The sequence below is a fragment of the Paenibacillus sp. FSL P4-0176 genome, from assembly GCF_037975265.1.
Classification (GTDB): Bacteria; Bacillota; Bacilli; order Paenibacillales; family Paenibacillaceae; genus Paenibacillus; species Paenibacillus amylolyticus.
The window spans coordinates 5,651,330-5,675,287 of the sequence record NZ_CP150242.1 but is presented as its reverse complement, the minus strand read 5'-3'; the positions used below and the strand labels follow the sequence as shown (position 1 = coordinate 5,675,287).

Genomic DNA, 23,958 nt, shown 5'->3' with positions numbered 1-23,958 from the left:
TCCAATTAAGCGGAAGTTGGCGAGCCAGAGGTAACATGCCTTTTCGAATACATGATCTACACGTAACCGGACTGTTGAAGAGCAGGCACTAACTGCCCATACAGAACGGAAATTCACATAATGAGGAGTTTGGTTATGAAAAGAAGTCATCATTGCGGCGCATTAACACCCGCACACATCGGTGAAACAGTAACATTGAACGGTTGGGTTCAGACCCGCCGTGACTTGGGGGGCGTACTCTTCATCGACCTGCGTGATCGCAGCGGGATTGTACAAGTTGTCTTTAACCCGGCTTATTCCGGTGAAGCTCTGCAAATCGCAGATCGCGTACGTAGCGAGTATGTTATCGCTGTAACGGGTAAAGTCGTTAAACGTGATGCTGAAACAGTTAACAAAAACCTGCCTACTGGCGAAATTGAAGTTCAAATCACAGAAATCGAAGTGCTCAATGCAGCCAAAACACCTCCATTCTTCATTGAAGATGGTGTCGAAGTTGATGAATCCCTTCGTTTGAAATATCGTTACCTGGACCTGCGTCGTCCGGAAATGTTCGAAACATTGAAACTGCGTTCCAAAGCATCCAAAGTGTTCCGTGACTACCTGGATGGAGAAGAGTTCGTTGAAGTGGAAACACCAATCCTGACTAAGAGCTCCCCGGAAGGTGCACGTGATTATCTCGTACCGAGCCGTGTGCATGAAGGTGAATTCTTCGCCTTGCCACAATCCCCACAAATCTACAAACAATTGCTGATGGTTGGTGGCGTTGAGCGTTATTATCAGATCGCTCGTTGTTTCCGGGATGAAGATCTGCGTGCAGACCGTCAACCAGAATTCACTCAAGTCGACATCGAGACTTCTTTCTTGCAACAGGATGACCTGCTGCCAATGATGGAAGAACTGATGGCCAAATTGCTGCGTGAAACGAAAGGTATTGAGCTGGAACTGCCTTTCCAACGGATTACGTATGCAGATGCAATGGGTAAATACGGTTCAGACAAACCAGATCTGCGCTTTGGTATGGAACTGGTTGAAATGAACGATATCGTAGCGAACAGCGGTGTAAAAGTATTTGCTTCTGTCATCGAAAAAGGTGGAGAAGTGAAAGTGCTGAACGCTAAAGGCTGTGGCACATGGAGTCGTAAAGAGATCGATGATCTCGGACCATTTGCTGCACGTTACGGTGCTAAAGGTCTGGCTTGGATTCAAGTAAAAGACGGCGAGTTCAAAGGGCCAATCGTGAAGTTCTTCACGCCTGAAGAAATCGAAGCTGTCAAAGAACGTACAGGTGCTGAAGATGGCGACTTGTTGCTCTTCTCCGCGGACACGAAAAAAGTGGTTGCTGACGTTCTGGGCGCTTTGCGTCTGAAAATCGGCCGTCAACTGGGTCTGATTGATGACAGCAAATTCAAATTTGCTTGGGTTGTGGACTTCCCACTCCTCGGATATGATGAAGATGCGAAACGTTATGTGGCAGAACACCATCCGTTCACTCGTCCAAAAGACGAAGATGTACATCTGTTTGACACAGATCCAGGTGCAATCCGCGCTCAAGCCTATGACCTTGTTCTCAATGGTTATGAAGTAGGTGGCGGTTCAATGCGTATCTACAAACGTGATGTTCAGGAGAAAATGTTTGCTGCCCTTGGACTCTCTACAGAAGTAGCGAATGAGAAATTCGGCTACCTGCTGGAAGCATTCGAATATGGAACTCCACCGCATGGTGGTATTGCCTTTGGTTTGGACCGCCTCGTGATGTTGCTGGCGGGCCGCACGAATCTGCGTGAAACGATTGCCTTCCCAAAAACGGCAAGTGCAACGGATCTGCTCATGAATGCACCTTCTGAAGTGGATGACTCTCAATTGGAACAACTTCACATCCGTGTAGCCCGTAAACCGGTAGCGGAAAAGAAATAAAGGAGGCATCGATTCTCAATGCTCCATCAATTTTCAAGAACAGAACTTGCGATCGGACCTGAAGGTCTGGACACGTTGAAGAATAGTACAGTCGCTGTGCTCGGTATTGGCGGCGTAGGTGGTATTGCTGTAGAAGCTCTTGCCCGTAGCGGCGTTGGGCGTATCATCCTGATTGATAAGGACGTCGTGGACATCACCAATATTAACCGCCAGATTCATGCTCTGACTACGACAGTGGGGCAGAAAAAAGCGGATCTGATGGTGGAACGTGTGAAACTGATCAATCCGGAATGTGATGCAATTGCCCTGAATATGTTTTACACGGAAGAAACATATGAGGAATTGTTCAAATATGATCTGGATTATGTGCTGGATGCATCCGACACGATTATCTACAAAATCCATCTCATTAAAGAGTGCCTGAAACGTAAAATTCCGATGATTTCGAGTATGGGTGCGGCGAATAAAATGGACCCGACGAAATTCCAGGTTGCAGATATTTCGAAAACGACCATGGACCCGATTGCCCGTGTTGTGCGTACGACACTTCGTAAAGACGGCATCAAAAAAGGTGTGAAAGTGGTCTTCTCGACTGAAAAGCCGATGAAACCACGTGAGGACGTAACACAAAAAATCGTTCCCGAGAATGCTCCGGAAATTCGCAAGGCTAAACAGCCACCTGCGAGTAACTCATTTGTGCCTCCGGTAGCCGGACTGATTATGGTCAGTGTTGCGATTAAGGATTTGTTAGAAATTGCAGAGAACGAGCAGCAGTAACTTGCTGCCAACTGAAGAAGCGTGGATGCTGATAAGGCATCTGCGCTTTTTTGTGTGATCATACTTCGCAAGAGAGGAGCGGATGGGACGTCAATCGTCTATGATAGCCGAACTGTATTCCTAGATAAATGTCAGAGTTACGTCATGTACTTCAAAGTCAAAACCGTGTATGATATTCACTGCTGCGCGAAATGATGATACATACATAATGAATTTGCGGCTACAGAGAGGGGAATAGAACGAAATGAAACACGGATGGATGACCAGACGTCTTGGCATGGAGCCAGGAGACCAGTGGAAGAAGGAAGTTGTGGCGGGAGCCATTTCCTATTTTGCCGTGGTCTATATCGTTATGGTCAATGCTACAATTCTTTCCGATGCCGGGATGCCTTTGCAGGCAGCTATGGTTGGAACACTGCTGACGTCCATTGCAGGATGTTTGCTCATGGCATTTGGCGGAAAATCACCGATTATCGTGGTACCCGGAATGGGGATTAATGCATTTTTCACGTATACACTTGTACATTCCATGAAATTAAGCTGGCAAGAAGCGCTGGCTGTTGTAACCGTTACAGGTATACTGTTTGCCATTGTTGCGTTTACGTCACTATACAAAATGATCAGCGAAGCAATCCCGAAAAATCTGCAGCATGGCATTACGGTCGGGATTGGTTTGTTTCTGACATTTATCGGTTTGCAAAAAAGTGGAATCGTTATCGCACATCAGACCACGTTTGTTGCGATTGGGCATTTCAATGATCCCAATGTCATTACAGCCTGCGTTACGCTGGTGCTTGCCTTGATTTTATTTATACGTAACGTACAGGGTGGACTTCTGATCAGTATTCTGGTCGGGACAGGCCTTGCCTATGTACTTGGTGCAGTGAACCCGGGTGAGTCCGTATCAGCTATGGATGCGCTGCGTCAATACGGCGGCTTGTTTGGTGAATTATCTTTGATGAAACTGGCTGATGTTGCATTCTGGATCGCGGTATTTTTGCTACTGCTAATTGTGGTGTTCGAAAATATCGGATTAATTACCGCTCAGACACAGATGATTGGTCGTCCAGAGCGGTTCAAAGGAAGTCTACGTGCACTATCCATTAGTACCGTATTGGCAGGCGTATTCGGAAGTAGCCCTCCAGTTGCTGCAGCCGAGACTACAGCCGGAATTGCAGCAGGCGGTCGCACAGGTTTGACTCCGCTCGTTACAGCCGTGTTATTCGGAGCTACTTTTTTCTTCATCCCACTGCTCGGTTACATTCCGGACAGTGCAATTGCGCCCATTTTGATCATTATTGGTGGCCTGATGGTACAAGGTGTGAAAGATATGGATTTTGGTGACTTCACAGAGGCATTCCCGGCATTTCTGATCATGGTCATGATTCCATTTACATATAGCATCGTGGACGGTATGGCGTTTGGATTTATTGCCTATCCATTAGCGAAGCTGGCAGCAGGTCAAGGTAAACAGGTGCCTGTGGTCATGTATGGCATTTCCATCCTCTTTTTAGCCAACTTTGTGTTGCATGGAGTTTTGTAATAACAAAAGGCAACGTCATGTAAGTTCATACGTATGATCTCTGGTGAGCAGATGGAGAACGGGAGGAACGGGAATGGAAGAGCAGCAACAAACAGGGCAGAATGAACCGAAGGTAGGAAAAAAGGGATTTAAGGATTTCGTCAAGCTTATCGCCTCCACGAACCCGCCAAAACTGATCTTGATTCTGGCCCTCATCTTAACCCTGATTCAAACTACAGCCGGACTGATCGTGCCATTGATGACCAAAGGTCTGATTGATGGATTAACCACTTCGGCATTGAACAAATCTGTTATTTTGTTATTGCTTGGGGCATTTGTGATTCAGGCGATTGCCTCGGGTATTAGCATTTATATGTTAAATTACGCCGGACAACGCGTCGTCGCAACACTTCGCACCAAGCTGTGGAACAAGGTATTGTCGCTACGAATGCCGTATTTCGATCGGAATCGTACAGGAGATACGATGAGCCGGATTACGAATGATACAAGCCAGATCATGACGTTGATCGCAGATTATCTGGTTTCCTTTGTGTCCAACATCGTTGCTGTTGTGGGTGGCGTGGCATTACTATTTTACTTGGATTGGGTGATGTCGCTCATTATTCTGAGTCTGGTGCCGCTTACGCTTTTGATTCTGTTGCCGGTCGGGAAGAAAATGTACAAGATCTCCAAGAAGCAGCAGGATGAGATGGCAGGTCTTACGTCCGTGCTCAGTCAGGTTATTGGCGAGATCCGCTTGGTGAAAGCTTACGGAACGGAGAAACAGGAAGTGGAAGCAGGAGATTCCCGGATTCGTAAAATGTTTGCTTTTGGCTTGCAGGAAGCGCGCATTCTTGCTCTGATCGGTCCTTTGTTTACATTTGTCATGACTGCCGTACTGGTCGTTATTCTGGGTGTGGGGGGAATGCGCGTAGCGTCTGGACTTTTGTCGCCTGGTGAACTGGTTGCGTTCATTTTACTGTTGTTCCAGGTCATTATGCCAATGGGACAATTCACGACCTTATACTCCCGTTTGCAAAAAGTCGTCGGTGCAACGGAGCGCATACAAGCGATCCTTGCCGATGAGGAAGAGCCACATGACAGCACCAAGGTAGCTCCAAAAGGAAATGAGACGATTGCATTCCATGATGTACATTTTTCCTATGTTACAGGTGAGGAAGTGTTGCACGGAATCAATTTGATGGTACCTACACAAAAAGTGACAGCCATTGTCGGTCCAAGCGGTAGCGGCAAATCAACACTGTTCTCTTTGATGGAGCAGTTTTATATGCCCGATTCAGGCCATATTTCATATGGGGGACAAGCCATAACAGATTATTCTTTGGCCTCTTGGCGCAGCAAGATTGGGTATGTATCTCAGGAAAGTCCACTTATGGCGGGTACGATCAAAGACAACATCACGTACGGATTAGGTCGTGAGGCCACGATGGATGAGATCCGACGAGCTGCTGAGATGGCCTATTCTGCCGACTTTATCGACAAGCTGCCACAGGGCTATGACACGGAAGTGGGCGAGAGGGGAATCAAGTTATCCGGGGGCCAACGTCAGCGGATTGCTATTGCTCGTGCCTTACTGCGCAGTCCGGATATTCTTATGTTGGATGAAGCGACATCCAGTCTGGACAGTACCTCAGAGTATGAAGTACAACAGGCTTTGTCCAACCTGATGGAAGGAAGAACTACGATCGTGATCGCGCACCGATTGTCCACAGTGGTGGATTCCGATCAGATTGTTGTATTGGAGCATGGACATGTTACCGGAACAGGAACGCATACGGAATTAATTAGCAATCATCCGGTATACCGTGAGTTAGCTCAAAAACAGTTTGTGGCACAGGAAGGCAATGCAACTACAGTACAAAACGAAGAGTAATTCTCATTAATGCAGGGTCTCCGTAATACCCATGAGGTATTTCAACGGAGATCCTTTTTCTTTTTCTAAAATTCCTCATATTGACAGTAAGACCAACATACTCTATATTATAGATACCGACCGTTGGTATGTATAAGGAGGAACTTATGGCCAGAAATAAATATCCTGAGCAGACACTGGACCTGATTCTGACTGTCTCAACTCAAATGTTTACCGAAAAGGGATATGAAAAAACCAGTATTCAAGACATTATAGATGAATTAGGTATGTCTAAAGGTGCGATATATCATCATTTCAAATCCAAGGAGGATATCCTTAGTGCAGTGATGGAGAAGGAGCTCGGGCGGGCAGAAGACATGTTTATGGAACTCATCCAGAACACGCATGCTCCGAATGCCAGACAGAAGCTCATCAGTATTTTGGAAAATATTATCGTTGATCCTGGAATTCAGTCCAACTCAATTGATCAGGTTCTTAGCACTCAGATCAAGAATCCGCAGTTTGTTCTTGGAGGGATCAGAAAAGGTGTTCTGAAGGATGCACGAATTATTGCCAATATTATGGAACAAGGCAAGGAAGATGGGTCCATTTCAGTCGAATATCCGCTGGAGTGTGCTGAAATCTTCATGCTGCTTGTTAACATTTGGATCAACCCTCTTCTATTTGGCAGAGATCAGGAGCAGACATTGGAAAGGCTTAAGTTTTTGCAACACATGATGAAGCTCTTGGGAGCAGATATCGTTAGCGAACAGCTCATTCAGCGAATTACGAATCGCCATGCCGGCACAGGAGGCTATGCGGAGGCGGAATAAACATACACCTGATTGTTTGAAATGGAGAGGGAGAAGATGTTGAAAAGTAGTGAGCTTGCCATATGCAAGAGCATAGACATTGATCAATCCATTCATGATATACAGTTAAATTGGTTGTCAGGAGATATCAGAGTTCTTCCGAGTGTGGATGAACTGATCCACGTCATACAATTTGCGGATGCGTGCTTTTCCAAGCGGAGGCTGATGCAAGTTAACATACGAGGGGATACCTTAATCATTGTGGACGGGAGAAAAAGGAGAGGCCTCGTTGGAATAAATATTGGTAGAACAGCATTGGAGATTCAGCTTCCTGATCGGGTTTTTGATCGTATTTTACTAAACTCCACAGGAGGACACCTCCGGTTGAATCGGCTTCTGGCCACTCGCTGTCAATGTAAGATCACCTCAGGTCGTGTAGACCTATCAGGGAGGATGGATGAGCTTGAACTGTGCGCATTGGCATCGATAGTGAAAGGGCAGCACCTTAGTGCAGATAAATTCAATCTTCAATCCAGTTCAGCCAAGATCGACATATCAGGGGAATTCCGTCACTTGCAGTATACAACTACAGGCAGAGGATTGAATATGGATTGTCTCAAGATGCCGGAGAGCTTGCATTCCGTATCCACAGGATCAAAAGTAGTGGTTTCCATTCCAGATAACGAAGGTTTCCGAATTTTACTTAAAAGAAGATCAGGAGCGTTAAAAAGCGAATTTGATTTAACTCCCCTTCATGGGGACAGCAACTGTCTAATACACAAAAGTGGAAAAAGTGAATTCCAAGTGGATATTCGAGGAGGAGCTTTTCATCTAAAATCCAGGAAATGAGAGACTGTTCGTGTGTACTGAAAACAAAGGGGGGCGGTAGGTATAATGGCTGGTTGGATTGTAGGGATTAGTTTTTCCACCATCGTACTGCTAATCGGGATTTACGGCGCATTAAACAGCAGGCGCAGGCTGGCCAGAAACAATTGGGCCTGGTGGTTTATTCTGTTTGGTTGTTGTGCGCTTGTCAGTGCCATCATTAATTATCAATTCAGATGAGCCTCATATAATACAAAAGTAAGCCTACAAAAACGGATGTGGCTTTCAATTGCCCTATGTGATATAGTAAGTATCCTTTTGTATTTCCAGATCTAGGAGATACAGAGCAAAACATATTCTTAGGAGGTAACTGAAACATGTCAGACAGCTTTCAAAGTGCCTATCAAGAAGAAGAGTACAGGTTAGAGCGAACGATGGAGGAAGTGGATAGTCAGCTGGAACGACTGCAGAACATTCCGGTGTATACCGGCCACGACTTCACAGAACAAGTGCTGGAAGCTGGACGCGAAGAGCGCCGCACCGCCTTGTCCAAGAGCGCGCAGCAACCCTATTTCGGACGCTTGGATTTCGAAGAACAGGGCAGTGGTGCACGGAAACCGCTGTATATTGGCAAAATCGGCGTAGACCGCGAAGAGGTGGGAGAGCATCCGCTTGTCATCGACTGGCGTGCTCCTGTCGCGAGCCTGTTTTACTCATTTACCGGAGGGGAAGCCTCCGCTACGTATGAAGCCCCGGAAGGGCTTATTGAAGGTCTCGTATATCTGAAACGAAACGTTGTCATTCGGCAGCGGATATTGGAACGTGTGGCGGATACATATAACCGTGACAGCGACCAGCCAGCGGTATCTGATGAATTCCTCGTTTATCGTCTGGGAGAGAACAAGGATAACAAACTGCGTGACATCGTATCCACGATTCAGGCGGAGCAGGATCTAATCATTCGTGCGGCGCGAAATACCGCATTAATCATTCAAGGTGTGGCCGGATCAGGGAAAACAACGGTTGCCCTGCATCGGCTTGCCTTTTTGCTATATCAGTATAAGGAGCAGGTATCTGCAGAGAAAATGGTTATTTTTGCACCCAACCACATGTTTCTGGATTACATCTCGGATGTGCTTCCGGAACTCGGAGTAGGTGATATCCAGCAACGGACATTCCCGGATTGGGCGATGAACCTGCTGGGGTTGGATATGCCTTTGGCGAATACGTCGGATACATTGAACACCTGGTTCGAAACTCCAGATGCACGACCTGAATTGAATGATGATGTACCTGGACGTTACAAAGGATCCATCCGTTTCATGGAGCTTATTCGAGAGTGGCTCTCGGGCATGGAAGCGGATTCCGTACCGGATATGGACTTCAGTCCATGGGACGGTAAGGTGCTCAGCAAGACGGAGATCGAGAACTGGTTCGGTGAGGAATATAAACATTATCCGCTGGCCAAACGCAAAGAACGGGTCATGGCGAGAGTTCACCGCTGGATTGAGATGGAACTTAAGAAACCGATGCCAGAAGCTGTGCGCAAAGAACGCAAGAAAAAAGCGTCTACTCGTGAGAAAGCCTATGCCAAAAAATGGCCTCAATACGAGCCGCTTACGTTATATAAACAGTTGTTCAAAGCTGCAAAGGGTGGCTCTGTGCCAGCCTCGCTCAGCGGGCTTATTCCAAAACTAGTCATGAAACAAACGGCAGCAGATCTGAAGCAGGATATCGTCCGTGAAGAGGATCTGCCTGCATTGGTATACATTCATACATTGGTCCATGATATTGAGGGTTCGGAGCGGTTTGATCATGTCGTGATTGATGAAGCGCAGGACTTTTCCCCTTTTCATGTGGCGTTATTGGATCAGTTCGTCAAAGGGCATTCCTTCACCATACTGGGTGACTTGTCTCAAGGCATTCATGAGTACCGTGGTGTTCATGCGTGGGAAGAGATGAGTTCTCTATTTCCTGAGGAACAGAATGCATACTTTGCATTGACCCGAAGTTATCGTTCAACGATGGAAATTATCGACTATGCAAACACGATTCTGGAACGTGGCGTCAAGAGTGGGATTACGGCGATTCCTGTTTTCCGTAGTGGTGATCCGGTTCGGACGTTGGCTTATGGAGGCGAAGGGCGGACGGCGAGCCTTGAAGAGGCTTTGAAGGTGTTAACCGTCAAAGACTACCGAACGGTCTCCATTCTGACCCGTACACTGCATGAAGCAGAGGAACTTCACCGTGACCTTCAGGCCGCAGGCTGGGATCTAAATCTGATCGATGGTGGCAAAAAGCAGTACACGGGTGGACACTCCGTTTTACCTGTCTATCTGTCCAAAGGGTTGGAGTTTGATGCCGTTATTGTGGCAGACGTAGACCAGAAGCATTATTTGCCAAATGCGGGTGATGCAAAGCTGTTGTACGTTGGTTGTACACGGGCCTTGCACGAATTGTGGTTGTTCCATGACGGTGTACTGCCGATCTATGCGGCTGCAACACATAATCCCGATGGCGAGTCCGTAACCATTCAGGGTTGGCCAGAGCTTGGTTAGATAGAGTTTACTTATGCAACAAAAGGCATGACGTTCATGGGAAAGTCCCATAAGCGCATGCCTTTTTTGCTTTTGTGCGAAAATCGCTTGAGTTTCCAAGGAAGAACGATGAAGAAGTTCAAGTTATGTTACGCTATTTCTCATTCTGGATGAGCGACGGTTCACCAGGAATATGCCAACACCAATGAGTAGACCGCCTGCCAATGCAAACCACTGAACGTGTTCTCTTAGTAAAATCCAACTCGATAATACACCAAAGAACGGTGCCAGAAACAGATACGAACTGGTTTGGGCTGGGTCACTATTCTGAAGCAGATAAAACCAGAGTGAGAACTGAATGATGGAGCAAACAAGCGTTAACCAGAGCAGCGCCATAACCGAGGTGGTATTGACCATAAAGTGAGGCTGTTCAGTCCATACGCTCAGTAGAAGAAGCGCAGCACCTCCCGCGAGCATCTGATAGGCAGTTAAGACAAAAGTATCGTAACCATCACCCCAGCGTTTGATGAGCAATGTGGACACGGCAAAGGAGATCGCACCACCAAATCCAATCCAGGTTCCAGGGCTAAAGCTCATCTGCCATCCAAAAGTTAACATAATCCCGATGAAACCGAGTATAACACCGATCCACTGACTGAAACGGTAGGTCACTCTATATAAAAGAGCACTGAGGATAATGACCAGTAGCGGATTGGTAAACGTAATAATGGCGGATTCACCGGATGTAATCCAGTTCATGCTGTAGTAGGCGCAGCCCATCACTCCTGCGGATTGGAACAGACCAATGAGGATTATTTTCAACCAAGACTGCCATCCAGTAGGCAAAGGACGTTTACGAAGGAACAAGGCCATCAATCCACCAGCCAGTACATAACGTATGCCCATGAGCAGGAAAGGTGGGGCATATAACATGCCGATCTTGCCAACGGGAAAAGAAGTACCCATGATTAGCGTTGTTAAAATGATCAAAATTGTATACTTCAAGGGTTGTATAATCCGGGTATCTTTATTATGACTGGAGCTCATAACGTCTGTCCGCTATCTACAGTAATTAGCTGCCCGGTCATGGATTGCTGTTCCAGCGCAGCACAGATCATGTGTGCGATATCTTCAGGTGAGGCAATATGTTGTAATAACACTTCTCCACCAAGACGATACATTCGATCCTCGTTTCCAGCCCACCACCTTGTAGCAACTGCGCCAGGGACGACGGCATTCACCCGAATGTATGGTGAGAGTGCGTGCGCAAGTGATAAAGTTAGACCGTGAACTGCCGCTTTGGAGACGGCGTAAGGGAGGGAAGAGCCCGAGCCCGTACTGCCTGCAATGCTGCCCAGATTCACTATGGAACCACCACCTGCCTGCTGCATGCCTTCCGTCACAGCACGAGCGCAATGAAACATGCCTTTCACATTCACATCAACCAGTTCATCCCAGATGTCATCTGTAACCGATTCCAGATCGTGCATGGGAATATGACGCGTAATTCCAGCGTTATTTACAAGTGCAGTGATTGGGCCATAGGTTTCAGTTACTGTAGTGACCATCCGCCGGACATCAAGATCATTGGCAACATTGGCTTGAACGGCGAATGCATGGCCTCCCGTATCCAAAATGTGTTGAACAGTCTCTCTTGCTGCATCTTGTGAGCGGGAATAGTTGACAGCGACTAAGGCTCCGCGTTCAGCGAGCATCTCACTTACAGCACGTCCTATACCCGTTCCGCCACCTGTGATCAGAGCAACTCTATTTTTCCAGTATGTCATGCTGAACACTCCTTATCATCATCCAGTCAGCTGACTGGTTTGGGATCTACATGAATTGTAGTCCGGTTTACACATGAAGTATAATGATTGGTAATGAAGCGGATATCATTTTGAATGATGTCAGAGTGGAGGGACCATGGAGAGCGGGGATCTTAGAATATTTCAGTGTGTTGCACAGGAAGGGAATCTGACCAAAGCTGCTTCTAAACTGGGGTATGTGCAATCCAACGTAACGGCACGAATCCGGCATCTGGAAGCAGAAGTAGGTACAACGTTGTTTATTCGTCATAACCGAGGTATGACATTATCTCCAGCCGGAGAGATGTTGCTGACCTATGCAGATAAAATTATTGGTTTGCTGAATGATGCTTCCAAGGCGCTTCGGGCGACGAGCACACCATCGGGTCCAATGCGAATAGGGTCTACACAAACCGCAGCGGCCGTGCGACTACCTGAACTTTTCGTCAGATATTATAAACAGTATCCAGATGTCTCCTTGTCACTGGTTACTGGCAATTCGCAGATGCTTATGGATCAGGTTATTGGGTATGAATTGGAGGGAGCATTTATAGGCTGTCCCTGTGATCATCCTGATATCGTTTCTATTCCCGTATTTGATGAGGAACTATTTGTTGTCTGTTCTGGTATGGGTCCTACGGATGAAGATCTTAAGAGTAAACCCATTCTTGTCTACAGCATGGGGTGTTCCTATCGTCAGGTTTTGGAGGAATGGTTAGAGGTGGGTGGTGTTACCCGCCCAGTAATTATGGAATTCGGAACCCTTGAAGCGATTATTAGTGGAGTTACGTCCGGTATGGGAATTTCCTTATTACCAGAGATTGTGATTAGGCATCAGATCGAAAATGGATTATTGCGCACGCATACACTCCCCGTAGGTATGAATCGCATGATGACTCATTTTATTACTCGCAAGGATGCCTTTGTCAGCAGTGCACTTCATGCATTTATGGCTATGTTACCGCGAGAGTATGATATGATAGAGAGTGGAGAACCATCAGAAGTGTAATTGTATTCAAGGCAAGGCAATCCGTTAAGGAAGTGATGAGCAATGGATTTATTTTCGTTTCAACAGGACTCAAAACCACAAGCTAGACTGCTCGCGGACCGCTTGCGGCCAGAGCATCTGGATGAATATATTGGACAGGAACATATTATTGGACCGGGGAAATTACTCCGGCGCGCCATCGAGGCTGATCAGATTTCGTCAATCTTGTTATACGGCCCGCCGGGATGTGGCAAGACTACCTTGGCACATATTATTTCTCAGCAAACGCAAGGACAGTTCGTACGTCTGAATGCAGTGGAAGCTTCCGTTAAGGATGTGCGTGAAGTCATCGAACAGGCGCAAACGAACAAACAGCTGTATGGAACCAAAACCATTCTGTTCCTCGACGAGGTACATCGATTTAACAGTTCACGTCAGGATGCGCTATTGCCAGCGGTAGAGAAGGGCACGATTATTTTTATCGGCGCGACAACAGAGAATCCCTTTCATTATGTCAATGGAGCCTTGATGAGCCGTTCCACCCTGTTTCAGCTAGAATCGCTAAATAAGGATCATTCCCTAATTGCAATGCGCAGAGCATTGAGTGATGCGGACAAAGGTCTGGGGTTCATGGAGCTGCAGGCGGACGATGAGGCGCTTGAACATATTGCTACGATGGCCAACGGAGATATTCGGCGTGCGCTTAATGCGCTTGAACTGGCTGCGTTGACGACGCCACCGGAGAAGGATGGGTCCATTCATATTACGCTTGGTGTAGCTGAAGAGTCTATTCGGCGCCCTATTGTGAAGGCAGATGAATCTACCCAGTATGATGTGCTGTCTGCATTTCACAAGAGTATTCGGGGTTCCAGTGATGCGGCGTTGTTTTGGTTTCTATACGCGGTGGAGAAGCTCGGCATGGACCCGATGACCTTCATTCGGCGTCTGATTGCAGCGAGCAGTGAAGATATTGGACTTGCGAACCCGCAAGCCATGACTCAGGCGATTGGAGCACTTGATGCGTACCGAAATAACGGCTGGCCCGAAGCCAAGCTGAACATTGCACAAGCGATTCTGTTCGCGGTCGAAAGTCCAAAATCAAATGCGGTGTACACCGCCATTTCCAAAGCCATGAACGCGATTGATGAGGTGAAATCGGCAGAAGTTCCGCTTCACTTGCGAGATACGCATTACTCAGGTGCCGTGAAGCTTGGACATGAGGGCTATCAATATCCACACAACTATCCGGGGCATTACGTGAAACAAGAATATTTGCCAAAGCAGCTCTCACGGAGAGTATTCTATGAGGCAACGGAGCAGGGTAACGAATCGAAGATCAGGCTGAACCAACAGCGGCGCAGAGATCTATAAGATCAGTCAGATCACTCGGGAGATGCACACAACATGAAAGAGCTTTTGTATATAGGGGCGGGTGGATCTCTCGGTACATTGACCCGATATGCCATACAGTTAGGGATACCAACTGTCCATGGGGGGTTCCCATGGGCAGTGCTGTTAATCAATGCGATGGGCAGCCTTTTTTTGGGTTGGTTCTTTACCATAGCTGTTCCAGGCAAAATAACACCACAACTTCGACTGGCGATTGGTACAGGTTTTACTGGCGCATTTACGACATTCTCCACGTTTACGCTTGATATTGTTCGTTTATCCGAAGGGGGCGAATGGATCAGTGCCGCTATTTATATGATCGTGAGTCTGTTGGCAGGATTGTTGCTCTGTGCGCTGGGAATGAGCCTTGGACATCGTATGTTGGGAGCACAAAAACAAGAGGGTGATGCCTCATGATCCTGTGGATTGGTTTTGCAGGTGTGCTGGGTGCGGTACTGCGTTACAGTCTGGGAAAATGGGTCTCTGGCTTGCTGGGAACGGCTTTTCCATGGGGAACATGGATCATCAACATCAGTGGTTCATTGTTGCTTGGGTTGTTATATGGATGGCATGAATCTGCAATGATCTCAGATGGAATCTGGGTGATTTGGGGAACCGGATTTTGCGGTGCGTACACGACGTTCTCTACCTTTGGTTATGAAACCTTAGGACTTATGGGTCGACAACGATATGCAAGCGCGGCGCTCTACGTCATCAGTTCGGTTGTAGTTGGGGTGTTGGCCGCCTGGGCAGGAGTCTGGTTGACTGCATAACGAACTATTTTTAATTTTTTTGCAAAAATAAGCAGGAAAAAAGCCATCCTTCATGGTATACATGAAAGACGGCTTTTTTAATAGGGATACACGGTATTGTGTATAATCCGCATTTTAATGGACAAGCTCTATTATTGCATTGCGGGTACAGGTACTTTTTGCACCTGATCGATCGTACCCCCACCCAGGCAGACCTCTCCGTCGTAGAAAACAACGGCTTGTCCTGGTGTAATGGCTTTTTGCTGCTGGTCAAATTGGACATCGACACTTCCATCTTCTTGCCAGGTCAATGTTACACCTTGATCCGGCTGACGATAGCGGAATTTGGCAGTACAACGGTATGGCACATTAGGCATGTGCTCTGCACCAGCAATCCAGTTCACACCCGTTGCGGTTAGACCTGTGGAGTACAGGCTTGCATGGGCATCGCCCTGAACAACAAGCAGTTGATTCTTCTCCAGATTCTTGTCTGCAACGAACCAAGGTTCACCATTGCCGGAACCGCCAATGCCAAGACCTTGGCGCTGTCCAAGTGTGTAGTACATCAGACCGTCATGACGACCTTTGACTTCACCGGTTGCGATATCAACCATGTCTCCGCCTTTGGCAGGCAGATAGTTACTCAGGAACTCTTTGAAATTACGCTCACCGATGAAGCAGACACCTGTGCTGTCTTTTTTCTTGGCAGTATACAAACCAGCCGCTTCTGCGATTTTGCGTACTTCGGGTTTGGGCAGATGACCAATCGGGAACATGGCTTTGGACAGCTGGTTCTGATTGAGCGCGTTAAGGAAATAGGTCTGATCCTTATTGTTGTCCACACCACGAAGCAACTTGAGTGTGCCATCTTCTTCAATCAGGCGAGCATAGTGTCCTGTAGCTACATAATCTGCGCCGAGATCCAGAGCTTTGTTCAGGAATTCACCAAATTTGATCTCACGATTACACATGACATCCGGATTTGGCGTGCGGCCCGACTTATATTCATCAAGGAAATAGGTAAATACTTTATCAAAATATTCTTTCTCGAAGTTGACAGTGTAGTAAGGAATGCCGATCTGTTCACATACGCGGCGTACATCCTCTGAATCTTCTTCAGCGGTACAGTGGCCGAACTCGTCGGTGTCATCCCAGTTTTTCATGAAAATGCCGATGACATCGTACCCTTGCTCTTTCAGCAGCAGTGCGGTAACGGAAGAATCGACACCTCCGGACATGCCAACGACGACCCGTGTATTTTCAATTGTTTTGGACATCGTTATCACCATTTCTATATATAAATGTGTTTCGTTTCTTATTCTAGCATAACCGGACTCAAGATACGATACACCCGGCCAATTTTGGATAGTGTCCACCACAGACGCACATTTTGGAATATCGTCAATCTTTCTTTTCCATAAAGCATGCAGATATGTTAACATTAGCTGAGGGTTATGATCGGAATACGGAGGATTAGAAGGTTTATGCTAATCTCAATGCATCTCCGCTGTGGACAGATCGTGAAATAGACGGTCATGGACCATAGGATTAAATATAAAGTTTCCAATCGTTTCTGAAAATTGAAAGAGGTGACTCCTTTGAAAATATCGACAAAAGGCCGTTACGGCCTCACAATCATGATGGAGCTTGCTGCCAGAATAGGCGAAGGCCCTACATCACTTAAAAGCATTGCTGAGCGCAACCAGCTCTCGGAGCATTACTTGGAGCAACTGATTGCTCCACTGCGTAATGCAGGACTGGTGAAAAGCATTAGAGGTGCTTACGGCGGTTATATCCTTGCGGGTGATCCTGCAACTGTGACTGCAGGCGATGTAATCCGTGTACTGGAAGGGCCAATCTCTCCAGTAGATTTCACGGAGGAAGATGATCCGGCGAAACGTGATCTGTGGTTGCGTATTCGTGACGGCATTGCGGAAGTGTTGGATTCCACAACACTGAAAGACTTGATTACCTTCCAGGATCAGGACAAAAAAGATAGCTACATGTTTTACATTTAACAATGACTGCGATGAGCATGACATGGTAACATACTTGAGCCCCCATTTGGGGGCTTTATCCATGCCTTAACAGAAAAATAAAAAAATAAGATATTTTAACATATAACGGGGTGAAGATAAATGAAACGAATTTATTTGGATCACGCCGCATCGACACCTATGCATCCACAAGTCGCAGAAGCGATGATGAACGTCATGACAGGACAATTTGGCAATGCATCAAGTATCCATGCCTTTGGGCGTGAGGCCAAACGGACTGTCAGCGGAGCAAGGGATGTCATTGCGGCGTCTTTGGGCTGTTTCCCGGACGAATTGGTATTCACCGGAGGTGGCACGGAGAGCGACAATCTGGCAATCTTTGGAGCAGTCTCATCCAGGCAGGATAAGGGGAAACACGTCATTACGACCGCAATTGAGCACCACGCTGTCTTGCATACGTGTCAGGAATTGGAGCGGCAAGGTTATGAAGTAACCTATCTATCTGTGGATCGTCATGGACGAATAAATCTGGATGAGTTGCAAGAGGCCATTCGGCCGGATACGGTGCTGATTACCATGATGTATGCCAACAATGAAGTGGGCACCATTCAGCCGATTCGCGAGGTAGGTGAGCTTGCCCGTCAGCATAATATCCTTTTCCATACCGATGCGGTTCAGGCTCTGGGCAGCCAGAATATTTCCTGTAAGGAACTGCCTGTGGATCTGATCAGCTTCTCTGCGCATAAAATCAACGGACCTCAGGGCGTGGGTGCACTCTATGTACGGCGAGGAATTGTGCTGGAAGCAAGAGCTCACGGTGGGTTGCAAGAGCGTCAGCGTCGGGCTGGTACGGAAAATATCGCAGGTATTACCGGATTTGCAGAGGCTCTCAAGATTGCATCAGCACAGACGGAGGTGCATCGTCAGCATGATTTGGAATTGCGTAAACTTTTGTTGGAACAGCTTGAAATTCATGTGGGTACGGAGCACTTTCACGTGAATGGACACCTGGAGCATACGCTGCCAAACATCCTGAATATCAGCTTTCCGGAAGTGTCCACAGAGACGATGTTAATGAATCTGGATATGGAAGGAATTGCTGTTGCAAGCGGTTCTGCCTGCACTTCCGGTTCACTTGAAGTCTCTCATGTGCTCAAAGCGATGAAATTGCCTGAAACATTTTTACACTCTGCGATTCGATTTAGCTGGGGATTGGGTAATACTACGGAAGAAATCATGATAACCGCCGAAAAAATTGGAACCATTCTTGGACGACTGCGTAATAGACCCTAAGGGGAACTTTACACATGGAACAGAAGGAGGGAAGAAGTTCCATTTCATCGGTTGGATAGAAGCGGTTTTGATGAACGGCGTCTGATTGCCACTCATCAACTTTGGGCATACCTAGCAATAGCGCCGCGCCTATTTAATGATAAGAAGATGAGGGGGACCCAGCGATGAAGCTTCAGGAAATGATCGGACTTGCCGTTTTTGATGTTGAGGACGGGAAGCAGGTCGGTAAAATCCAGGATTTCATTGTGAATGATGATTGGGAGATCGAAGGCATTGAGCTTGAGAACAAAGGTCTGTTTACCAATCATGTCAAAATCGTGCAGTGGCAAGATATCGTTGCCTACGGCGAAGATGCCGTCATGATCCGTAATCAACAGGCTGTCCGCAAGACGGGAGCCGACGACATAAAATACACGTACCTCCTCGGTCGGTCTAAATTGAAGGAGATGTCCGTGCTCACCGAAGAAGGTTTGCTGCTTGGGCGTGTCTCCGATGTTTATTTTGACCAAGAGTTGGGAAATACAATAATAGGGATTGAAATTACGGACGGTTTTGTGTCCGATCTGATCGAGGGCCGCAAATGGCTGCCATGTACAAGCGATATGTCCATCGGGGAAAGTGCCATTATGGTGCCGTCTCTGAGTGAACAACGCTTGGAAAATGCCATTCATTCTGTTAATGGATAGGTGAATGAATATGAAATGTCCAAACTGTAGTTCCAAAGATATCGGGAAAATTGGTTCCCACCAGTTTTATTGCTGGGGATGCTTTATCGAATTAACGGTGAACGGTGAGAAAATGTCTGTATATCAGGTGGAAGAAGATGGTACGCTGAGTTCCCTGGATGATCTGTTTTTCGGGGACGAGCTGCCACAAGACTTCCCTCATCTTCACGCTTCTTCTTAATAAGCAGAATAACTTCCTCTATATGCGGTTTCATGACAATGTCTGTCATGGGAGGCTGTCGTTAATTGTTGGCAGATGTATATAGATGCGGTTACATAATGGTTGGGCTGGTGTATGGTTGATTATATGCTAACCCGTACTGCAAAATGCGCTTTCTTCTCTAATGAAGGAGGCGTTTTTTGGTTTTTAAGAAAAAAATGTTCGGATTACTCCTTTCCACTTTTGCGCTGTGTTAATAAATATTACCTTTCCTACATATACTGACTCTCAGAGCCAGTCCAAAAGGAGAGATGCAAGTGGAGCAATTAACCAAAAACAAGCTGTTCCGTTACGCGATCTGGCTGCTGCTCGGATTGATCATTTTATATTTTATTTGGCTGCTGCGGCCTTTACTGCTTCACATATATGCGTTCCTGAAAACAGTGCTGGCACCCTTTATCGTATCCCTTATCATATCCTATGTACTTAATCCGATTGTCAGCATGCTGGGAGGGCGCAAGGTGCCGCGTACGATTGCGGTACTACTCATATATGCCTTTTTCCTGACCTGCCTCGGTGTCATTCTGATGAATGTCATTCCGGTATTGATTGAACAGCTGGGAGAACTCAACGAGCATATGCCGGAACTGTCCATGCGTGCCCAGAGCCTGATGAACAATATGGATCACAAATTAATGCCGCCAAGTGTGCGAACAGGCATGAACAGCTGGTTTTTTCAGATGGAGGATCGACTAACTCAGGGGATTACCGTGCTCATGGACAATATCGGGGCGACCATTAATGTGTTATTCAATGTGTTTATCGTGCCATTTCTGATCTTTTATATGTTAAAAGACTTTGAGGTGTTTGAGCGCACCATTGTGGCGTATCTTCCGCGTTCACGTCGTAAAGCGATTGTCTCGGTGATGAAAGAGATCGATACTGCACTGGGGAACTACATTCGGGGACAGTTTATTGTCTGTGTCATTGTTGGTATCTTTGCCTACATTGGTTATATCATCATTGATATGCCGTATGCCCTGCTACTTGCAAGCATTGTAGCTGTGTTTAACATTGTGCCCTACTTGGGGCCGTTCCTTGGAGCTGCTCCTGCTGTGGTCATGGCATCAACCGTATCGTTTAAAATGGTACTACTTGTTGCCATTGTGAACACACTGTGCCAGGTGTTGGAGAGTAACGTTATTTCTCCTCAGGTGGTGGGACGTACGTTGCATCTGCATCCACTGTCGATTATATTTGCACTGCTCGTCGGGGGTGAATTGGCAGGCATTGTAGGTTTAATTTTGGCAGTACCTGTTTTTGCCGTGCTGAAGGTGATTGTGCAACACTTTTTCGCCTATTACATCAAACGAAGGACCGACTAAATAGCAGGGTTAAAACATCAACGAGGCCGCGTTGACACCCGCTTGTGCTACCGATATAATGAGTGTGTATGTTGAGAACATGAAATCGATGATGAAATAAAGTACGCCGAGGGTTCCTTTCCTCAGAGAATAGACTTCATCGGATCAGGGTGAGCCTGAACTGATGGCTGGAAGAGTCTTGAAAGATGAAGCGGCGGAAAGCTAATTTCGGAGTGCAGGACAACCCTGCCGGGAGCGACCGTTATTTCGCATGAACGAGGAGATTGTTTGTTTGTCCGGGCAGCAAGGGATAAACAGCAATAACCAGGGTGGTACCGCGATAACATCGTCCCTGATTATTCAGGGGCGTTTTTTGTGTTTATTTTTACAAAAACAATGTTGACCAACCGGAGCGAATACGCAACGGACTATTATAATTTAATGGGGGCATCCAGTATGAAAGCCAGTGAAATCCGGTCCAAATGGATAGAGTTTTTTGCAAGTAAAGGTCACAAAATCGAGCCAAGCGCATCGCTCGTACCTCACAACGATCCTTCTCTTTTGTGGATCAATGCAGGTATGGCACCGCTCAAACCATATTTTGACGGACGTGAGAAGCCGGAGAACCCGCGTCTAGCGAACTCCCAAAAATGTATCCGTACCAATGATATTGAGAATGTTGGTAAAACGCGTCGTCACCATACGTTCTTCGAAATGCTTGGCAACTTCTCTATTGGAGATTACTTCAAGGAGGAGACCGTAACATGGGCTTGGGAATTCTTGACCAGCAAAGAGTGGATCGGATTCGATCCGGAACGTCTTTCCGTAACGGTATATCCGGAAGATGAAGAAGCTTTCAAACTGTGGAACGAAAAAGTAGGACTGCCTGCTGAGCGTATCATTAAATTGGATGAAAACTTCTGGGATATCGGCGAAGGCCCATGTGGACCTTGTACCGAGATCTTCTATGACCGCGGCGAAGCTTACGGAAACGACATGAGCGATCCTGAAATGTATCCAGGTGGGGAAAACGAACGTTACCTGGAAGTATGGAATCTGGTATTCTCCCAGTTCAACCATAACAAGGACGGTAGCTACACACCGCTTCCTAACAAAAACATTGATACAGGTGCAGGTTTGGAGCGTTTTGCTTCCATTCTGCAAAATGTGGATTCCAACTTCGACACAGACCTGTTCCAACCGATGATTCAAAGAACAGCCGCTCTTGCGGGTGTGAAATATAACGACAGCGTAGAGATTGATGTTGCATTGAAAGTCATTGCCGATCATATCCGTACGGTTGCTTTTGCAGTAGGTGATGGCGTTCTGCCAAGTAATGAAGGACGTGGATATGTCATCCGTCGCTTGCTTCGCCGTGCAGTTCGTTATGGAAAAGTGCTTGGACTCGACCGTCCATTCCTGTATGAACTGACTACAACCGTTGGTGAAGTGATGGGCATGTACTACCCTGAGGTAGTAGACAAACAGGAGTTCATCGCCAAAGTAATCAAAACCGAGGAAGAGCGTTTCCACGAAACACTCACAGATGGTCTGGCTATTCTGGCTGATATCAGCGGCACAGCCAAATCCGAAGGACGCACCGTTATTAGCGGACCTGAAGCTTTCAAACTGTATGATACGTACGGTTTCCCGTTTGACCTGACAGAAGATTATGCAGCAGAGCATGGTCTGACTGTGGACCGTGAAGGTTTTGATGCTTCCATGCAGAAACAACGTGAGCTTGGGCGTGCTGGACGTCAAGAGAACGAGAGCATGAAAGTCCAAGGCGGACCACTTGCTGACCTGGAGGTTAAAAGCGAGTTTGTTGGTTATACTGACCTGTTGACGGAAGCAAAAGTGGTAGCCATCGTAGCTGGTGACGCCCTTGTTGAATCTGTAGGCGAAGGACAGACGTGTCAGGTTGTTCTGGACAAGACTCCGTTCTACGCGGAAAGTGGCGGTCAAGTGAGTGATCAGGGCTTGCTGCGAGGTGCTGGTGTAACAGCGAAAGTACAAGGTTTGTTCAAAGCTCCACTTGGACAACATGTACATCTGGTGACTGTGGAGTCTGGTGAACTGCGTGTAGGTGATGTGATCAACGCCGAAGTAGACTCAGCGAAACGTGGCGACATTATCAAAAACCATACGGCCACCCACTTGCTGCACAAGGCACTCAAAGATGTGCTCGGCACACACGTAAACCAGGCAGGGTCGCTCGTAGAGCCACAGCGTCTGCGGTTTGACTTCTCTCACTTCGGCAGCATTACGCCGGAAGAGTTGACAGAAATTGAGCGTCAGGTGAACGAACAGATCTGGAATCGTCTGAACGTGAACATCGAGCTGAAAGCTATTGATGAAGCCAAAGAAATGGGTGCGATGGCCCTGTTTGGCGAAAAATATGGAGATATTGTACGTGTTGTTCAAGTCGGAGACTACAGTTTGGAACTTTGTGGCGGCTGTCACGTAAATAATACTTCAGAGATCGGAATCTTCAAACTGGTGAGCGAGAGCGGAATTGGCTCCGGCGTACGCCGGATCGAAGCTGTAACTGGCCGCGGCGCATATCTGTATGTGGAAAGCCAGTTGGAACTGCTTAAACAATCAGCAGCACTGCTCAAAGCAAATGTGGCTGATGTACCTAAACGGATTGAAGGTCTGAACCAACAACTGAAAGAAGCAGCCAGAGAGACTGAATCCCTGCAAAGCAAGCTGAGTGCCATGGAAGCTGGTCAATTGACGGATCAAGTGGTACAAGCAGGAAATACACAATTGCTGGCAGCACGCGTAGATGCTCCGAACATGGATGCGCTGCGTACAGTGGCAGATGAGTTGAAAGTAAAATTGCCTAACGCGGTACTCGTATTGGGTGCTCCAGCGGACGGCAAAGTGAATTTTGTTGTAGCAGTACCTGCTGAACAAGTGAAACAAGGATTACACGCAGGCAAAATAGTCAAAGAAGTCGCAGCAGTTTGCGGCGGCGGTGGCGGTGGACGTCCAGATATGGCGCAAGCCGGAGGTAAGGATGCGACCAAGCTGGATGAAGCGCTGAAACTGGCAGTTTCGCTGGTTAGCGGGCATAATGCATAAATCCATTGAGTGGCTTTCAATCGTCAAAAATAAATCGAAATGGTTCTGTTCGTTTATTTTTTGTACCCGAGAGCGTGTGGAATCGAATGATGCAATATGCTGAAGCCAGTAAAGGACAAGCAAAAAACACAATTGCCT

21 protein-coding genes are annotated in these 23,958 nt (G+C 47.0%); 18 read left to right on the top strand and 3 right to left on the bottom strand.

Translation table 11 applies throughout. The features are described 5' to 3' along the window. Window positions 1-135 precede the first annotated feature (135 nt). The 8 genes from aspS to MKY95_RS26205 all read left to right on the top strand — a co-directional run bounded on the left by aspS (window position 136) and on the right by MKY95_RS26205 (window position 10,281). Window positions 136-1,914 (top strand): aspartate--tRNA ligase, encoded by a 1,779-nt coding sequence (gene aspS / locus MKY95_RS26240; protein ID WP_036616911.1) that lies wholly within the window; start codon window positions 136-138, stop codon window positions 1,912-1,914. Between the two features lie 18 nt (window positions 1,915-1,932). Continuing rightward, window positions 1,933-2,691 (top strand): tRNA threonylcarbamoyladenosine dehydratase, encoded by a 759-nt coding sequence (locus tag MKY95_RS26235; RefSeq protein WP_036616913.1) that lies wholly within the window; start codon window positions 1,933-1,935, stop codon window positions 2,689-2,691. A gap of 244 nt (window positions 2,692-2,935) precedes the next feature. Continuing rightward, window positions 2,936-4,234, top strand: coding sequence for an NCS2 family permease (locus tag MKY95_RS26230; protein ID WP_036616916.1), 1,299 nt, complete (start codon window positions 2,936-2,938; stop codon window positions 4,232-4,234). A gap of 73 nt (window positions 4,235-4,307) precedes the next feature. Then, window positions 4,308-6,107, top strand: a complete 1,800-nt coding sequence (locus tag MKY95_RS26225) for an ABC transporter ATP-binding protein (protein ID WP_339195157.1) — start codon at window positions 4,308-4,310, stop codon at window positions 6,105-6,107. A 146-nt stretch (window positions 6,108-6,253) separates the two neighbouring features. Continuing rightward, a complete protein-coding gene (locus tag MKY95_RS26220; protein WP_076329180.1) occupies window positions 6,254-6,919 on the top strand; it encodes a TetR/AcrR family transcriptional regulator in 666 nt (221 codons plus the stop codon). Between the two features lie 36 nt (window positions 6,920-6,955). Then, entirely contained in the window at window positions 6,956-7,747 is a 792-nt protein-coding gene (locus MKY95_RS26215; protein WP_179086562.1) for a DUF4097 family beta strand repeat-containing protein, read from the top strand. 45 nt (window positions 7,748-7,792) lie between these two features. Further along, the gene (locus MKY95_RS26210) at window positions 7,793-7,963 is read left to right on the top strand and encodes a hypothetical protein (protein WP_179086561.1); all 171 of its coding nucleotides are present in this window, start codon (window positions 7,793-7,795) and stop codon (window positions 7,961-7,963) included. 137 nt (window positions 7,964-8,100) lie between these two features. Then, window positions 8,101-10,281: a UvrD-helicase domain-containing protein gene (locus MKY95_RS26205; RefSeq protein ID WP_339195153.1), complete on the top strand. Its 2,181-nt coding sequence runs from the start codon at window positions 8,101-8,103 to the stop codon at window positions 10,279-10,281. A gap of 123 nt (window positions 10,282-10,404) precedes the next feature. Here MKY95_RS26205 and MKY95_RS26200 read toward each other — a convergent pair whose 3' ends face one another. Continuing rightward, a complete protein-coding gene (locus MKY95_RS26200) occupies window positions 10,405-11,250 on the bottom strand; it encodes an EamA family transporter (protein ID WP_327196678.1) in 846 nt (281 codons plus the stop codon). A gap of 53 nt (window positions 11,251-11,303) precedes the next feature. Continuing rightward, window positions 11,304-12,047, bottom strand: coding sequence for an SDR family NAD(P)-dependent oxidoreductase (locus MKY95_RS26195; RefSeq protein WP_036616929.1), 744 nt, complete (start codon window positions 12,045-12,047; stop codon window positions 11,304-11,306). Between the two features lie 136 nt (window positions 12,048-12,183). On the opposite strand from MKY95_RS26195, the gene MKY95_RS26190 reads away from it, so the two are divergent. From MKY95_RS26190 to crcB, 4 genes are read left to right on the top strand one after another with little or no spacing between them, the layout of a single operon-like run. Further along, window positions 12,184-13,074: a LysR family transcriptional regulator gene (locus MKY95_RS26190; protein ID WP_036616931.1), complete on the top strand. Its 891-nt coding sequence runs from the start codon at window positions 12,184-12,186 to the stop codon at window positions 13,072-13,074. 42 nt (window positions 13,075-13,116) lie between these two features. Then, window positions 13,117-14,424: a replication-associated recombination protein A gene (locus MKY95_RS26185; RefSeq protein ID WP_036616934.1), complete on the top strand. Its 1,308-nt coding sequence runs from the start codon at window positions 13,117-13,119 to the stop codon at window positions 14,422-14,424. Between the two features lie 33 nt (window positions 14,425-14,457). After that, on the top strand, window positions 14,458-14,859 hold the full coding sequence (locus tag MKY95_RS26180) for a CrcB family protein (protein WP_036616937.1): 402 nt from the start codon (window positions 14,458-14,460) through the stop codon (window positions 14,857-14,859). After that, window positions 14,856-15,215 carry a fluoride efflux transporter CrcB gene (gene crcB / locus MKY95_RS26175; RefSeq protein WP_036616940.1) on the top strand — a complete coding sequence of 120 codons (360 nt, stop codon included), beginning with the start codon at window positions 14,856-14,858 and terminating at the stop codon, window positions 15,213-15,215. The genes MKY95_RS26180 and crcB overlap by 4 nt, the downstream gene beginning before the upstream one ends. A gap of 131 nt (window positions 15,216-15,346) precedes the next feature. Here crcB and mnmA read toward each other — a convergent pair whose 3' ends face one another. After that, window positions 15,347-16,471, bottom strand: a complete 1,125-nt coding sequence (mnmA, locus tag MKY95_RS26170) for a tRNA 2-thiouridine(34) synthase MnmA (protein WP_036616942.1) — start codon at window positions 16,469-16,471, stop codon at window positions 15,347-15,349. A 321-nt stretch (window positions 16,472-16,792) separates the two neighbouring features. On the opposite strand from mnmA, the gene MKY95_RS26165 reads away from it, so the two are divergent. The 6 genes from MKY95_RS26165 (at window position 16,793) to alaS (ending at window position 23,820) form a co-directional block, all read left to right on the top strand. Then, window positions 16,793-17,212: an Rrf2 family transcriptional regulator gene (locus tag MKY95_RS26165; RefSeq protein ID WP_017686811.1), complete on the top strand. Its 420-nt coding sequence runs from the start codon at window positions 16,793-16,795 to the stop codon at window positions 17,210-17,212. A gap of 120 nt (window positions 17,213-17,332) precedes the next feature. Next, window positions 17,333-18,484, top strand: coding sequence for a cysteine desulfurase family protein (locus MKY95_RS26160; RefSeq protein WP_036674524.1), 1,152 nt, complete (start codon window positions 17,333-17,335; stop codon window positions 18,482-18,484). 164 nt (window positions 18,485-18,648) lie between these two features. Further along, entirely contained in the window at window positions 18,649-19,170 is a 522-nt protein-coding gene (locus MKY95_RS26155) for a PRC-barrel domain-containing protein (RefSeq protein WP_017686814.1), read from the top strand. A 10-nt stretch (window positions 19,171-19,180) separates the two neighbouring features. Beyond that, window positions 19,181-19,390 (top strand): hypothetical protein, encoded by a 210-nt coding sequence (locus MKY95_RS26150; RefSeq protein ID WP_017686815.1) that lies wholly within the window; start codon window positions 19,181-19,183, stop codon window positions 19,388-19,390. A gap of 296 nt (window positions 19,391-19,686) precedes the next feature. Then, window positions 19,687-20,754, top strand: coding sequence for an AI-2E family transporter (locus MKY95_RS26145; protein WP_339195147.1), 1,068 nt, complete (start codon window positions 19,687-19,689; stop codon window positions 20,752-20,754). Between the two features lie 435 nt (window positions 20,755-21,189). After that, the gene (alaS, locus tag MKY95_RS26140) at window positions 21,190-23,820 is read left to right on the top strand and encodes an alanine--tRNA ligase (protein ID WP_105601814.1); all 2,631 of its coding nucleotides are present in this window, start codon (window positions 21,190-21,192) and stop codon (window positions 23,818-23,820) included. The last annotated feature ends 138 nt before the right edge of the window (window positions 23,821-23,958 follow it).

Coding starts and splice junctions, on each gene's coding strand:
- aspS (WP_036616911.1), top strand. CDS start 136: ATGAAAAGAAGTCATCATTGCGGCGCATTAACACCCGCACACATCGGT.
- MKY95_RS26235 (WP_036616913.1), top strand. CDS start 1,933: ATGCTCCATCAATTTTCAAGAACAGAACTTGCGATCGGACCTGAAGGT.
- MKY95_RS26230 (WP_036616916.1), top strand. CDS start 2,936: ATGAAACACGGATGGATGACCAGACGTCTTGGCATGGAGCCAGGAGAC.
- MKY95_RS26225 (WP_339195157.1), top strand. CDS start 4,308: ATGGAAGAGCAGCAACAAACAGGGCAGAATGAACCGAAGGTAGGAAAA.
- MKY95_RS26220 (WP_076329180.1), top strand. CDS start 6,254: ATGGCCAGAAATAAATATCCTGAGCAGACACTGGACCTGATTCTGACT.
- MKY95_RS26215 (WP_179086562.1), top strand. CDS start 6,956: ATGTTGAAAAGTAGTGAGCTTGCCATATGCAAGAGCATAGACATTGAT.
- MKY95_RS26210 (WP_179086561.1), top strand. CDS start 7,793: ATGGCTGGTTGGATTGTAGGGATTAGTTTTTCCACCATCGTACTGCTA.
- MKY95_RS26205 (WP_339195153.1), top strand. CDS start 8,101: ATGTCAGACAGCTTTCAAAGTGCCTATCAAGAAGAAGAGTACAGGTTA.
- MKY95_RS26195 (WP_036616929.1), bottom strand. CDS start 12,047: ATGACATACTGGAAAAATAGAGTTGCTCTGATCACAGGTGGCGGAACG.
- MKY95_RS26190 (WP_036616931.1), top strand. CDS start 12,184: ATGGAGAGCGGGGATCTTAGAATATTTCAGTGTGTTGCACAGGAAGGG.
- MKY95_RS26185 (WP_036616934.1), top strand. CDS start 13,117: ATGGATTTATTTTCGTTTCAACAGGACTCAAAACCACAAGCTAGACTG.
- MKY95_RS26180 (WP_036616937.1), top strand. CDS start 14,458: ATGAAAGAGCTTTTGTATATAGGGGCGGGTGGATCTCTCGGTACATTG.
- crcB (WP_036616940.1), top strand. CDS start 14,856: ATGATCCTGTGGATTGGTTTTGCAGGTGTGCTGGGTGCGGTACTGCGT.
- mnmA (WP_036616942.1), bottom strand. CDS start 16,471: ATGTCCAAAACAATTGAAAATACACGGGTCGTCGTTGGCATGTCCGGA.
- MKY95_RS26160 (WP_036674524.1), top strand. CDS start 17,333: ATGAAACGAATTTATTTGGATCACGCCGCATCGACACCTATGCATCCA.
- MKY95_RS26155 (WP_017686814.1), top strand. CDS start 18,649: ATGAAGCTTCAGGAAATGATCGGACTTGCCGTTTTTGATGTTGAGGAC.
- MKY95_RS26150 (WP_017686815.1), top strand. CDS start 19,181: ATGAAATGTCCAAACTGTAGTTCCAAAGATATCGGGAAAATTGGTTCC.
- alaS (WP_105601814.1), top strand. CDS start 21,190: ATGAAAGCCAGTGAAATCCGGTCCAAATGGATAGAGTTTTTTGCAAGT.